Genomic DNA, 11,898 nt, shown 5'->3' with positions numbered 1-11,898 from the left:
TTTATTCTTTGCTATTGTAATTCTAACGCTGAACAAATAACTATTAATTTGATAATTTAACGTAAGGAGATGAAAGTAACTATGGCTCAGTTATCTTTATTAAAACAGCACCGTTTTCTGCCTTTTTTTATTACCCAAGCATTAGGCGCTTTTAACGATAATTTATACAAAAATTTTCTGCTCCTCTCGATTGTATTTTCAAGCTTATACAATCAAACACAAAGCGCTATTTTCGTTAATATTGCAGCCGCTGTATTTATTTTGCCATTTTTTCTATTATCACCTATTGGCGGTCAACTTGCTGACAAATATGAAAAGTCAAAATTAATCCAACGTCTTAAAATTATTGAAATACTCGTTATGACTGCTGGTGCAATCGCTATTTACCTACAATCGCTACCCGCTTTAATGGTTATTTTATTCGTAATGGGCGCGCAATCCGCTTTCTTTGGCCCAGTAAAATTTGCATTGATGCCGCAACACTTATCCCCTAAAACCCTACTCGCGGGTAATGCCTTGGTTGAAATGGGAACTTTTCTTGCTATTTTAGGTGGTACATTAGCGGCAGGATACATTTTTACTAGTGACTATCGATTTACTATTACTGCTGTTATTGTGGTTTTTATCGCCATTATAGGTTTTATTAGTAGCTTATATATTCCAAAAGCAGCACCCAATAACCCTAAATTAAGCATTAATTGGAACCCATTCACACAAATAGTACATACAGTACGTATCACTAAAAAAAATCGTACGGTCTATTTGTCAATTTTAGCTATTAGTTGGTTTTGGTTTGTTGCCGCAACTTATCTGACGCAATTACCCAACTTAGCTAAAGTCCTCATCAATGATAACCCACAATATGTAACCTTATTATTGACGCTTTTTTCTATTGGTATTGCCCTTGGTGCATGGCTGTGCGAGAAGCTTTCAGGTGATCAAGTTGAACTTGGGATCATCCCTATTGGTGCTTTTGGCATCAGTTTCTTTGGTATCGATTTGTACATTGCAAGCCAACACATCATTACCCATCAACATATTACAATTATTGAATTTATACTGACAAATAAACGCATACTGGTCGATTTAATGCTACTGAGTATATCAGGAAGCCTCTTTGTTGTGCCGCTAAACGCACTTATTCAACAGCGTAGTGAACAAAAAAACCGCGCTCAAATTATTGCTGGGAATAATATACTCAATGCATTATTCATGGTGCTGAGTGCTTTATTCTCAATTATTATGCTCACAGTATTTAATGCCACCATCTCTGAATTGTTATTAACTGTCGCTATAATTAATGCATTAGTTGCCATTTATGTATTTAGCCAAGTACAAGAATTTGTATTAAGGTTTGTCGTTTGGTTAATTACTCGCGTGCTATACCGAATAAAATCTACTGGGCTTGAAAATATTCCCAAAACAGGACCTGCAATCTTAATTTGCAATCATGTGAGTTTTGTTGATGCATTATTAATCGGTGCAGCAAGTCGTCGTTCAGTCCGATTTGTTATGGACAAAAATATAGCCAACCTACCCTTGGCCAAATATTTGTTTAAATGGGCTAAAACAATCCCTATATGTGCACAAAAAGTATCACCCCAAATATATAGAGCAGCATTTAATCAAGTTGAAGCAGAGCTTATCGCAGGAAATATTGTCTGTATCTTCCCTGAAGGTAAGATAACACGTACAGGTGAGCTAAATGACTTTAAACGCGGCATTGAAGTTATTATAAAACGTACGCCTGTTGTCGTTGTTCCAATGGGGTTAAAAGGTGTATGGGGATCAATATTTAGTCGACAGCGAAAATTCAGTATTATTACTGCAATAAAACGTTTTAGATCAGAATTAGAAGTGCTCGCTGCACCACCGATTCTCCCTGAAGATGTTTCCGCGTCCAAATTACAGAGTATCGTTCAACAACTTATTAGATAAAATATAAGCCCTCAATCTACGGTTTCTTTCTAACTAAAAAGATATAGTAATTGAGGGCTTACATCATGACGTTATTCACTATGTTCAATAGATAATACAATCGATTTATTTAGTAACAGCAGCTGCATCTGTGGACGTAGCAACTGTTGATGCACTATCTTTTGCTGGTGTAGCAACATGAGTACTTAATTTAACTTGCGTAGGTGAAGTTAATCCAGCCTGTTTAAATTGCTGCTGCATTGCTAACATTTGTTGCTGTTGCTGATGCATTAGCTTCGTCATGTTAGATTGCATAGTGTTAAAATCATTTGGATTACCCATAGTATTCCAAGCGTTCGCAAATGCTTGATTCATATCAATTTGTTGCTTTTGCATCGCATCAAAAAATTTCTTATCTACTTTTTGATTATGGCCGTTGCCTTGGAATTGTACTATCTCATAATGAAATGGACCTTGTGGTGTTTGAACAACACCTTTAGTCACACTTTTCTCACCATCTTTAGTTTTTACTGTATTAGTCGTTTGATCTGGTAACACCTTAGTATTCGCTTTGGCTATCATTTCTCGATCAACACTTTGAATCCAACCAGTATTACCATTAGTAGTATCACCTACTTTTTCCCAACCATTATTTTGATAAATGGTAATTAATGGCACAGCCGATTTTATTGTTTCCACAACAGGAGAACTAACGCTTGGGTTTTCATAAACCTTAATCGTTTGAATACTGCTATCCGCCCATGCTGCTGTACTTAGACAAGTGACAGCGACAATACCTGTAATTGCCATTGCTAAACGTTTCATATCGACCTCTGATGCGTATTTAAATAACTTAAAATTAAATTAAAATTGTGGCTATAAATAAATCACTAGCTAACAGCTATATTAAGAAATTAAAATGAATCCAAAATGAATAATAGCCTTTTTATATCATATATAAGAAGACTAAAATGAAATTTAACTAATTGAAAATCATTCATTGCATTATGTTTAATTTATTTATTCTTATAAAAAACGTTAATTATTCATAAAAAACAAATAACCGTTCTATCATTATTTATAATACTAGGAATTATTTTCAATCTTGCTTAATAATAATTTCACGAGGATAATACTTTTCTTTTTCATTAATATCATACTCAGAAGTCCCTTGACCTAAATCACTAATAGGCGCTTCAGTTGCTATCTCAACACCGACCCCAAATTCATGCTCACGTGCTTTAAATGCATCAAAGATAGCTTTTTCAGCCGCCGTTAAATGAGTAAGATCCTTACCTTCAAGAGAAAGTATTTGATCAAGAAGTTTTTTATCTGCAGGAGACATAACAACCAGCCTTAATAATTTAATTATAATAGAAATATTCTAATTAAAGAAGATACGCCATTATGCTTAATATACTAGTCTCTTATTGTTATAGAACTTGAGCAATAATTTTTCATTTGTGTCGCTTTATTTTATTACATTCATACCATTAGTAATTAATTGTCGTAACCATTGATGACTAGGATCTAAATCAAAGTGTTTATTCCATAATAAGAAATATCCGCCAGGCTCTAATTCAATAGGAATAGGACGACTAACAAGATCAGTATCTTCAATCATTGCTAATGCTGCAACTGAGGGATAACACATAAATAAATCACTCTGTTCACACAGCTTTACCCCAGCGTAGAAATCGGTCATGTTTACGGCGTTATCAAGTTGTTTATGCTCTAGTGCTAATATTTCATCAAGCAGCCACCGTTTAAGGCCACCAATACTGACTTGTAAATGACGATATTTCAAAAACACATCCAGACTCCAAGGCTCACTCAATGCTGGATGATCTTTACGCATTAAACACACTGGGTAATCTCGCGCTAGCTCAATATAATTCAATGAGGATGGTACATGACGATAATGGCTTGATGAACGTTCATCCCATTCAAAAATACCAATTCCAAAATCAATTTCACAACGTAATAAACGCTGCAAACTATCATCATTCCACGTTTTGCTGGTTAAGCTAATATCGGGAGCTTGTTGTAGCAATTGAGGCATAAAACGAGGATAAGTTAATGAATAAGCTGTTTCTACGAGATCGATATGAAATTGACGTTGACTCAATGCAGGATCAAACACTTCCGCACGTGTTAACTGATTAACCTGTTGTAAAATATCATACACAGAATCTGATAATAACAGTGCTTTCGGCGTTGGTCGCAAACCATAAGGTGTCCGTTCAAACAAAGGATCAGCAAACGTTTGACGCAATTTGGCCAACTGTTTACTCACCGCAGATTGACTTAGATGAAGTCGTGCAGCAGCAGCAGTAACACTCTGCTCTTCTAGCAATACATTCAATATACGTAATAAATTTATATCAAAATTTTTCATTTGCTACTTTCCGAAATATCTAAGCCCACCAGCTACCATCACAACGACTCTATTCTGCCACGCAGATGTTGATGAGCTGCATCTGAAATATCATTCCCCCATACTTGACGTTGTAATCGTTGTGCTGCAACTAACGTTGAACCCGAACCAAAAAAAGGATCAGCGACAACATCACCAGCAACAGAGCTTTGTTCAATTAACGTTTCAAGCAACGGAACGGGTTTTTCTGTTGGATAGCCACGATAAACACGCTTAAATTCAAGTACATCGGGAATAGATAGGTTAGCTAATTTACGCTTCCCTTTTTCAAAGAAAAGAATAAATTCATAACGAGCGCGATAATGATACCCCATACCAATTGCGACTTTATCCCATACAATCGGCTTCCAAAACTTAAACCCTGCCTGCTCTGCTATTGGCTTAATATAGAACATGGTTTCTTGATCACAGAACAAATAAAAATGACTATTGGGTTTTAAAACACGATAAGCTTGCTCAAATAAGGTCTGAAATCGTTGATTCGGAAAAATATCAAACCATTGATTACTTGAGGATTTACTGTTCTTTAAGCGCGTTGTAGTGCCTATTTTTCGATGCTTTTCTAACGACTCATACGGAGGATCAGTAATCAAAAGATCGATACTATTATCCGTTAATGAAGACAGCCATTCTACGGCATCTTGTTGATATAATTGCATTGAAAAACCCACACTAAACATTAAAAAGCAATAACGCCTACACATGGTCGAATAGGCGTTAATTTCGTTAAGTGTTGTAGCAAAAAATGCACAATATAGATAGTAACAAACCATCAAACATCAGTAATTTTAATCAACTGTGCTATTTACCATCATTGTGAGTTTTCTTGCTTCACGTCGACACAGCGGCGTTAATAAGGTCATATTGTTTTTGATAAAGTTATCGACGAATGCAAAATTAATTTGGCTATAGGCATTTAACACTTGCCCCATAGCTTGCTGTACTAGCATCGATTTATCAGCGGCAAGGTATAAAATAGTTTCACTTAAAAGCGCTTCGTTCGTTTGTTGCTTATGCTGTAAGTGTACTAAAACCGATGCTCGTTTCAACCATACACTGTCAGACTCGCGCCATTGAATAAGGTAGCTTTCTAAGTCTCTCTCTTGAAGGATAACTTTACCTATCAAGTTTGTAGCAAGACGATCTAATGTATCAACGTTATCGGCTGTTTCTAACATTTCAAGATAGATACCAAAAGATGCCAACGTTTGGTATTCAGAATAGTATTCACCAGCATCTAATGCTAAATAGCGTTCTTCTCTATAAACACCAGACCATAACCACAACAATAATCGGTGATAATTTTCAATTGTATCAATATGGGTATGTGCAATAGCTAATTGAAATATTTTATGGCGCTTTTCTGAACTAACACCATAAAAAGGTTGTTGAGTATTAAGATCATACTGCATTTTTTTTGCAACAAGTGTGCTGCCTTCTGCTGCTAAATGCTGCTGCATAAGGATAACCATTGGTATAACTAATGACATAGTCTTTCCTCTTTATTAGCTCTCATTACTGCTGAGCATTAATGCAGGTAATGGTTAATAACTTTATTATAATCAACGTTATTGTGTTTTTTTAGCTTACAAAAACTACTACCTTGACTTTTTCATATTGCAGCCAAAATCTCAAATCATTTATTGCAGTTTCGAGAAATTCATCCCTATAAACACAAATAATAATAACATTTATTTATATTTGCACTTTAAGTTTCCACTTATCGCAGTTCAAAATAATAATTATTCTCATTAGTATTCGCTAAAATTATCTCATGTAGGTATCATTGTGAAAACTAAGCTAAAAATCCTTACACTTTGTGCAGCTACTCTTTGGTCACTCCCCTCTTTTGCAGCTACTTATCCTATTACTGTGACCGATGTCGCTGGACGTACGATTACTTTTAATCAACCGCCACAAAATATTGCTCTCTCAACGAGTCGTATTTTTCCGTTGCTTGAAATTATTTATCAACAAGATGCCGCCAAACATTTAGTTGCAGCACGTAATGATATGCAAGTTTCTGCACCTAGCATGTATGCCAATTACATAAAGCATTACCCATCACTCAAAAATGTTGCCAAAATTGGGCTAATTAAATCAGGGGAATTTGATGCTGAAAGATTTATCAATTTAAAACCTAAACCTGATTTATTCATCGTCGACCTGTCCAATATTAAATTGGCACAAGATAACGGCTTATTAAAAAAATTAGCCGCAGCCGGTATTAAAGTCATTGCTGTAGATTTCCGTGAAAATCCAATTAAGAATACTGTTCGCTCGGTTGAATCGGTGGCTAAAGCTGTCGGACGTGAAGCTCAAGGACAAGCATTTGCCCATTATTACCTTGATCACGTTGCCGAACTTCAGAAAAAACTCGCCCAGTACCCAAACTTGAAGCCCAAAAAAGTCTTTATAGAACGAGCTGCCGGCTACAGTGATTCTTGTTGTCGTACCTTTGCTAACGGTAATATGGGCGCTTATATTCCTTTTTTAAAGGCGATTAATATTGCCGATAAGCCACTTGATGGCGCGGTAACAGGTCAAATGTCGCCTGAAACAGTGATCACTGCTCATCCTGATGTTTATATTATGCAAACAACCGGTTGGGTTAATGATAAAGGACAACCAACTCACGGAATTCCATTAGGTTATAACCCTAATCCTGCTGCAATAAAAGCCGCTACATCAGCATTAATGGATCGTGACTGGTTACAAGCTGTCAGCGCCTACCAAACCAAAAATGTCTATTCGATTTATATGCCATTTTATAATTCGCCTTATAATTTAGTCGCAATGGAATACTTTGCAAAATGGATTCATCCCAATGTATTTAAAGATTTAAACCCAGAAAAAACCTTTGAAGAAATGAATAAGCAATTTGGTCACCGCATTGTCAGTGGCGATTTTGGCCAGAATAACTTTAAGGCCATGCAATAATGACATCAATCTTACTTGAGTTAAAAACACATAAAATCCGTAACCGTAACAAAAAAGTAGCATTAATTTGTTTTTTCGTACTCAGTATTATTTGTGTGGTTGCCGATATTTTTATTGGCTCACAAGGTCTGACATTTTCTCAAGTTATCCACGCGCTAATTCATCCTCAAAGCAGTGATATTGCGAGTAAGATTATTGTCTGGGATATTCGTATGCCAATGGCTCTTATGGCACCATTAATTGGTGGTGCCTTAGCCCTAGCTGGCGCACAAATGCAAACCACATTAAACAACCCCTTAGCCGATCCTTATACTTTTGGGGTCTCAGCTGCTGCAGGATTTGGGGCTTCATTAGTGATTACTAATGTCATCGCCATTCCTTTTATTCCTGCTCAATATCAAATAGCGTTAATGGCCTTTGTTATGTGCTTATTAACCACTTTTTTAATTGCCGCTATTTCATCAGTAAAGCGAATATCAATTGAAGGGGTAATGCTGTTCGGTATTGCGGTAATGTTTGCTTACGACAGCTTGCTAACCATGATGCAATACGTCGCCAGTGAAACGCAGTTACAAACGTTAGTGTTCTGGCAAATGGGATCACTTGATCGCGGTAGTTGGGAAAAGATTACTGTACTTGCGATCGTATTACCGATTGTATTATTGATCATGATGAAAGATGCTTGGCAATTATCGACACTAAAAATTGGTCATGAACGTGCGCAAGCGATGGGGGTTAATGTTAAACGGTTACGCGTTAAAACTCTGTTATTAGTGTCTGTTATTACTTCACTCGCAGTATCATTTGTTGGTGCAGTCGGCTTTGTTGGCTTAGTTGCACCACATATTGCACGTATGGTCTTAGGTGAAGATCAACGTTACTTTTTGCCAGCATCGTGTCTTGTCGGTGCAGTATTACTTGAACTCGCCTCTATCGCTAGTAAAAGCATAATGCCTGGAATTATATTACCGCTAACGGTAGTGATGTCGATAATCGGCATTCCTTTCTTTATCTATTTGATCATTAAAAAAGGAGGGCGTTTCTAATGGCACTTGCAATTAATAATATTTCAGTGACATTTGGCGACAAAACAATTCTAGATAGATTGTCACTACCCGTTATTAATGCTGGTGAAATGGTCGCTATTATTGGTAAAAATGGGGCAGGAAAATCAACTTTATTGCGCCATATCACTCAAGACTTACGTCAACATTCACAACAAATATTACTACATGATAAGCCGCTCACTTTAGATAGCATTGGTTATTTACCTCAGGATCATCGTATTTCGGCCACGATTACAGTCGTTGAATTATTAATCACTACCTTAAATATGCGCTCACATTCTTTATTTGCTAAAGCGAACAGTGCTGAAAAAAGCTTACAATTATTAGAGCAAATGGGGATTTTACATTTGGCCAATAAAGTGTGTACTGAATTATCAGGTGGGGAGAGCCAAATGGTTGGACTTGCGCAAGCCGTAGTTAATCAACCGAAAGTGCTCATTCTTGATGAACCGACATCAGCCCTTGATATGCATAACCAGATGAAGCTACTTGATTTTGTTAGACTATACGCCCAAGAAAACCAAGCTTGTGTATTAATGGTTATCCATGATCTTAATTTAGCGATTCAATATTCCACTAAGGTTGCAGCACTGCATCAAGGTCAACTTTTTGCTTATGGCAACCCAATAACTACCATCACCCCACCACTAATTTTATCTGTGTTTGATGTTGATTCACATGTGGCGATTATCGATGAACGTCCAATTGTCGTTGTGAAATCAGCTCGCAATGCTAATTCCAATAAACCTTAGCCATCAAAAAAGCCTATATTAGCATCATGCTTATATAGGCTTTTATTACATACAAACTATGCGTCAACTTAATCGTGAGTCGCGATAAGCACTTTCTTCGCTAATGACATCGCCAAATTATTATCGTAATAAGCCGCTTCATTGATGAAATGCGGAAAAGCTTCATAATCACCATCCCAAAAAATTTCGCTACCATCGAATAACGTGAAGATCGGATCACCTCCATGTAGCGGCTCGAAATCATTATCTTGTACCGCGCGGTGCACCATACCTATACGCTGTCCTTGGTCATCTAACGGTAATGATAACGTTTCATGATAGCGAAATGCTTCATAGCTTGGAATTAATGGTGAGAGTTCATCGGTGTTATATAAATGCACGAAATCAAGAATATGCCTCGTCATTTCATCCATCCATTCAAGAACGTCCTGACGGATCACAGATTGAGGCTGAGGACCAATTTCAACAATAACCCCTTGAGCTGAAATTGAACTCAGGAAGTGATGTTGCTCAACTGAAGTATGATCTTCAAGAACAATGACCGCATCAGGCATATGCATTTTTACATACGCCCCTAATTGACGATTAAAACTATCGGATTGTAACAAAATTAATGAAGGCCCCATGTTACTGGTAGTGTTGTGTAAATCGATAATAAAATCGACCTTAGCATCACCTTTTGGACCAATCTGTTGATTTATCGCTTTAGCTCGGCTCTGTTCGTAACTCGCCAACTCATTATTTTCTAAATCTGCCAAACTAAATTGACGATTAAGATCATGATCAACATACCGTTTATTATCATCATGGGCTTTAGGGTTAGCAAATACTGTCTCAACACTAAAACTATCACGGGCTAGCGTTGTTGATTGCTGCCATTTACGTAATAGGTAAATACCACTAAACTCATTACCATGTGTACCACCCACAACTGCTACTTTTTTTATTTTACTCATCCGTGTGTCCTAATATTCAGTTATTAATTTCAGTGTACTGAATTTAATCGCTATTGGAAGTGTATTTATCAGACAAAAAAGCTATTAGATATGGCTAAATTGGTCGCGTTTGTGCCAATTTCAAATAGGAATGCAGCTCATCATTTTTATATTCGATAGCGGAATGAATACTCACGTAGCGGTTAGCATATACAGCACAGCGATACCGATTATCACCTTTGATTATTTCAATCTCGATAACCCCATCAACTAACTGCCAATGCCCTTGTGTATGAAGACGGTTAAACAGAGTATATTCATCTAAAGTACCATTAGCATGTAAACGTAACTCGGTAATATAACCTGCACTGCAAGTCTTGATCCAATACTGCTCACATATTTCATCAAGTTGAAAATTACGTTTAGTCTCAAGCCATTGATTCATAACTTGCTGAAGCTCAAGGTCTAATGGTGGTAATTGATTAACATCAAATAAGCGTACACGTTCTGTTTCACGATAAAACAATTGCAGTAATTGTAGCGTCTTTTTTTCAAACATCCTTGTTCACCAACTGATTAGCTAATGTTTCGGCTTGCAAGCTGTTATCTTACTAACCGTTTAATACTGTAAGATATTAATAGATAGTAGCAACGGCGACTAACAACTAACGTAATTATGCAGTCAACGTCACATAAAATATGTCAGAACATAAATAGCAATAACCTGCTCGTTATTTACCGTTACATTTGTACTTTGCCTCGTAACTGTTTAGTTTGACCTCGTTGATTTTTCTTATCCATTCTTCGTACCTGAGAACCCTTCGTTGGCTTAGTTGCTCGACGTGCTTTTTGAGTTGTCATTACGCTTTGAATCAATTGTTTTAATCGTGATAAAGCCTCTTCACGGTTCATTTCTTGTGTGCGGTGCTGTTGGCTTTTAAGAACAATCACGCCATCTTTCGTTATGCGACTATCAGATAATTTAAGTAAGCGTTCTTTGTAAAAGCCTGGCAGTGATGAACGATTGATATCAAACCGTAAGTGGATAGCGCTCGACACTTTATTAACATTTTGCCCACCCGCGCCTTGTGCTCGAATGGCTGTTAATTCAATCTCCCAATCAGCTAAGTTGACAGAATTAGAAATCACTAGCATCGATATTTACCCCTTCAACGCTATATTTATATTCACTCTATAATACCACACTCAGCGCCCTAATAAGCGCAGTCTACAAGCAAACAATAACTTGTAGAATATTATCAATTAGCCCACTTCTTTTTATATACAAGCATTTACGCTCACAAATAGTCACAATTGATTAACTCTATTTACAAACCTTGCACTAAGCTGACATTTGAACGCTGTTTTTAATTATGATCGAGGTATTGATATTGCGTCACAAAGAACATCGAGGTTATTACATGAAAAAATTATTACTCCTAGCAGCACTCGTGGTTTCAAGTTCTGTTTTTGCGATGCCTCACGGTAATCCTGCATCTATTTATTGTGTTAACCATGGCGGTAAATCCGTTATTGTTGATGGTCAAGGCTATTGCCGTCTCCCTAGTGGAAAAATGTGTGATGAATGGGCTTTTCAAAAAGGTCAATGTTCATCATCACAACCGAAACAAAATAAATGGATAAAATACTGTGTTAAACATAAAGGCACTGCAATTGGTTCTAATTGCCACTTTAATAAGCAAGGCACAACCTGTGATCTAAAACAATTCTACAATGGCACCTGTAAGAAAAAGCCTAAACACCCAAAAGTGTATTAATTAATCTACTGCCATAAAAATAATGCCCAACCTATTCATAATAGGTTGGGCATTATTATTTTCTTAAATTTT

At 36.7% G+C, this 11,898-nt stretch carries 13 protein-coding genes; 5 read left to right on the top strand and 8 right to left on the bottom strand.

Annotated elements, in window-relative coordinates:
• The first annotated feature begins 81 nt into the window (after positions 1-81).
• Positions 82-1,938 (top strand): MFS transporter, encoded by a 1,857-nt coding sequence (locus C0W29_RS07825; protein WP_045042494.1) that lies wholly within the window; start codon positions 82-84, stop codon positions 1,936-1,938.
• Between the two features lie 105 nt (positions 1,939-2,043).
• On the opposite strand, the gene C0W29_RS07820 is transcribed toward C0W29_RS07825, so the two are convergent.
• The 5 genes from C0W29_RS07820 to C0W29_RS07800 form a co-directional block, all read right to left on the bottom strand.
• On the bottom strand, positions 2,044-2,742 hold the full coding sequence (locus C0W29_RS07820) for an SH3 domain-containing protein (RefSeq protein WP_052671655.1): 699 nt from the start codon (positions 2,740-2,742) through the stop codon (positions 2,044-2,046).
• Positions 2,743-3,016: 274 nt separating this feature from the next.
• A complete protein-coding gene (locus tag C0W29_RS07815; protein ID WP_045042493.1) occupies positions 3,017-3,262 on the bottom strand; it encodes a hypothetical protein in 246 nt (81 codons plus the stop codon).
• A 126-nt stretch (positions 3,263-3,388) separates the two neighbouring features.
• The gene (locus tag C0W29_RS07810; protein WP_045042492.1) at positions 3,389-4,315 is read right to left on the bottom strand and encodes a LysR substrate-binding domain-containing protein; all 927 of its coding nucleotides are present in this window, start codon (positions 4,313-4,315) and stop codon (positions 3,389-3,391) included.
• A gap of 38 nt (positions 4,316-4,353) precedes the next feature.
• Complete coding sequence (locus C0W29_RS07805; protein WP_045042518.1) at positions 4,354-5,013, bottom strand: DNA-methyltransferase; 660 nt, start codon at positions 5,011-5,013, stop codon at positions 4,354-4,356.
• Positions 5,014-5,142: 129 nt separating this feature from the next.
• Positions 5,143-5,844 carry a DNA alkylation repair protein gene (locus C0W29_RS07800; protein ID WP_045042491.1) on the bottom strand — a complete coding sequence of 234 codons (702 nt, stop codon included), beginning with the start codon at positions 5,842-5,844 and terminating at the stop codon, positions 5,143-5,145.
• Between the two features lie 298 nt (positions 5,845-6,142).
• Here C0W29_RS07800 and C0W29_RS07795 point away from each other — a divergent pair, with 298 nt between their 5' ends.
• The 3 genes from C0W29_RS07795 to C0W29_RS07785 are packed head-to-tail and all read left to right on the top strand — an operon-like array spanning position 6,143 to position 9,113.
• Complete coding sequence (locus tag C0W29_RS07795) at positions 6,143-7,294, top strand: ABC transporter substrate-binding protein (protein WP_045042490.1); 1,152 nt, start codon at positions 6,143-6,145, stop codon at positions 7,292-7,294.
• On the top strand, positions 7,294-8,340 hold the full coding sequence (locus tag C0W29_RS07790) for a FecCD family ABC transporter permease (protein WP_045042489.1): 1,047 nt from the start codon (positions 7,294-7,296) through the stop codon (positions 8,338-8,340). The genes C0W29_RS07795 and C0W29_RS07790 overlap by 1 nt, the downstream gene beginning before the upstream one ends.
• The gene (locus tag C0W29_RS07785) at positions 8,340-9,113 is read left to right on the top strand and encodes an ABC transporter ATP-binding protein (protein WP_045042488.1); all 774 of its coding nucleotides are present in this window, start codon (positions 8,340-8,342) and stop codon (positions 9,111-9,113) included. Before C0W29_RS07790 ends, C0W29_RS07785 begins: the two co-directional genes overlap by 1 nt.
• A 68-nt stretch (positions 9,114-9,181) precedes the next feature.
• Here the strand turns inward: C0W29_RS07785 and C0W29_RS07780 are convergent, their stop codons facing one another.
• The 3 genes from C0W29_RS07780 to arfB form a co-directional block, all read right to left on the bottom strand.
• The gene (locus C0W29_RS07780; protein WP_045042487.1) at positions 9,182-10,069 is read right to left on the bottom strand and encodes an aspartoacylase; all 888 of its coding nucleotides are present in this window, start codon (positions 10,067-10,069) and stop codon (positions 9,182-9,184) included.
• Positions 10,070-10,163: 94 nt separating this feature from the next.
• Positions 10,164-10,607, bottom strand: a complete 444-nt coding sequence (locus C0W29_RS07775; RefSeq protein ID WP_036790996.1) for a hypothetical protein — start codon at positions 10,605-10,607, stop codon at positions 10,164-10,166.
• A 182-nt stretch (positions 10,608-10,789) separates the two neighbouring features.
• Positions 10,790-11,203 (bottom strand): alternative ribosome rescue aminoacyl-tRNA hydrolase ArfB, encoded by a 414-nt coding sequence (arfB, locus tag C0W29_RS07770; protein WP_045042486.1) that lies wholly within the window; start codon positions 11,201-11,203, stop codon positions 10,790-10,792.
• A 266-nt stretch (positions 11,204-11,469) separates the two neighbouring features.
• Here arfB and C0W29_RS07765 point away from each other — a divergent pair, with 266 nt between their 5' ends.
• Positions 11,470-11,826, top strand: a complete 357-nt coding sequence (locus C0W29_RS07765) for a DUF333 domain-containing protein (RefSeq protein WP_045042485.1) — start codon at positions 11,470-11,472, stop codon at positions 11,824-11,826.
• The last annotated feature ends 72 nt before the right edge of the window (positions 11,827-11,898 follow it).

The organism is Photobacterium kishitanii, assembly GCF_003026355.1.
GTDB classification, from domain to species: Bacteria; Pseudomonadota; Gammaproteobacteria; order Enterobacterales; family Vibrionaceae; genus Photobacterium; species Photobacterium kishitanii.
The sequence above is the reverse complement of the archived record's forward strand: the minus strand, read 5'-3'. Positions and strand labels throughout refer to the sequence as shown.

What these genes read in the sequence shown, in the direction of transcription:
- C0W29_RS07825 (WP_045042494.1), top strand. Translation starts at nt 82, where the DNA reads ATGGCTCAGTTATCTTTATTAAAACAGCACCGTTTTCTGCCTTTTTTT.
- C0W29_RS07820 (WP_052671655.1), bottom strand. Translation starts at nt 2,742, where the DNA reads ATGAAACGTTTAGCAATGGCAATTACAGGTATTGTCGCTGTCACTTGT.
- C0W29_RS07815 (WP_045042493.1), bottom strand. Translation starts at nt 3,262, where the DNA reads ATGTCTCCTGCAGATAAAAAACTTCTTGATCAAATACTTTCTCTTGAA.
- C0W29_RS07810 (WP_045042492.1), bottom strand. Translation starts at nt 4,315, where the DNA reads ATGAAAAATTTTGATATAAATTTATTACGTATATTGAATGTATTGCTA.
- C0W29_RS07805 (WP_045042518.1), bottom strand. Translation starts at nt 5,013, where the DNA reads ATGCAATTATATCAACAAGATGCCGTAGAATGGCTGTCTTCATTAACG.
- C0W29_RS07800 (WP_045042491.1), bottom strand. Translation starts at nt 5,844, where the DNA reads ATGTCATTAGTTATACCAATGGTTATCCTTATGCAGCAGCATTTAGCA.
- C0W29_RS07790 (WP_045042489.1), top strand. Translation starts at nt 7,294, where the DNA reads ATGACATCAATCTTACTTGAGTTAAAAACACATAAAATCCGTAACCGT.
- C0W29_RS07785 (WP_045042488.1), top strand. Translation starts at nt 8,340, where the DNA reads ATGGCACTTGCAATTAATAATATTTCAGTGACATTTGGCGACAAAACA.
- C0W29_RS07780 (WP_045042487.1), bottom strand. Translation starts at nt 10,069, where the DNA reads ATGAGTAAAATAAAAAAAGTAGCAGTTGTGGGTGGTACACATGGTAAT.
- C0W29_RS07775 (WP_036790996.1), bottom strand. Translation starts at nt 10,607, where the DNA reads ATGTTTGAAAAAAAGACGCTACAATTACTGCAATTGTTTTATCGTGAA.
- arfB (WP_045042486.1), bottom strand. Translation starts at nt 11,203, where the DNA reads ATGCTAGTGATTTCTAATTCTGTCAACTTAGCTGATTGGGAGATTGAA.
- C0W29_RS07765 (WP_045042485.1), top strand. Translation starts at nt 11,470, where the DNA reads ATGAAAAAATTATTACTCCTAGCAGCACTCGTGGTTTCAAGTTCTGTT.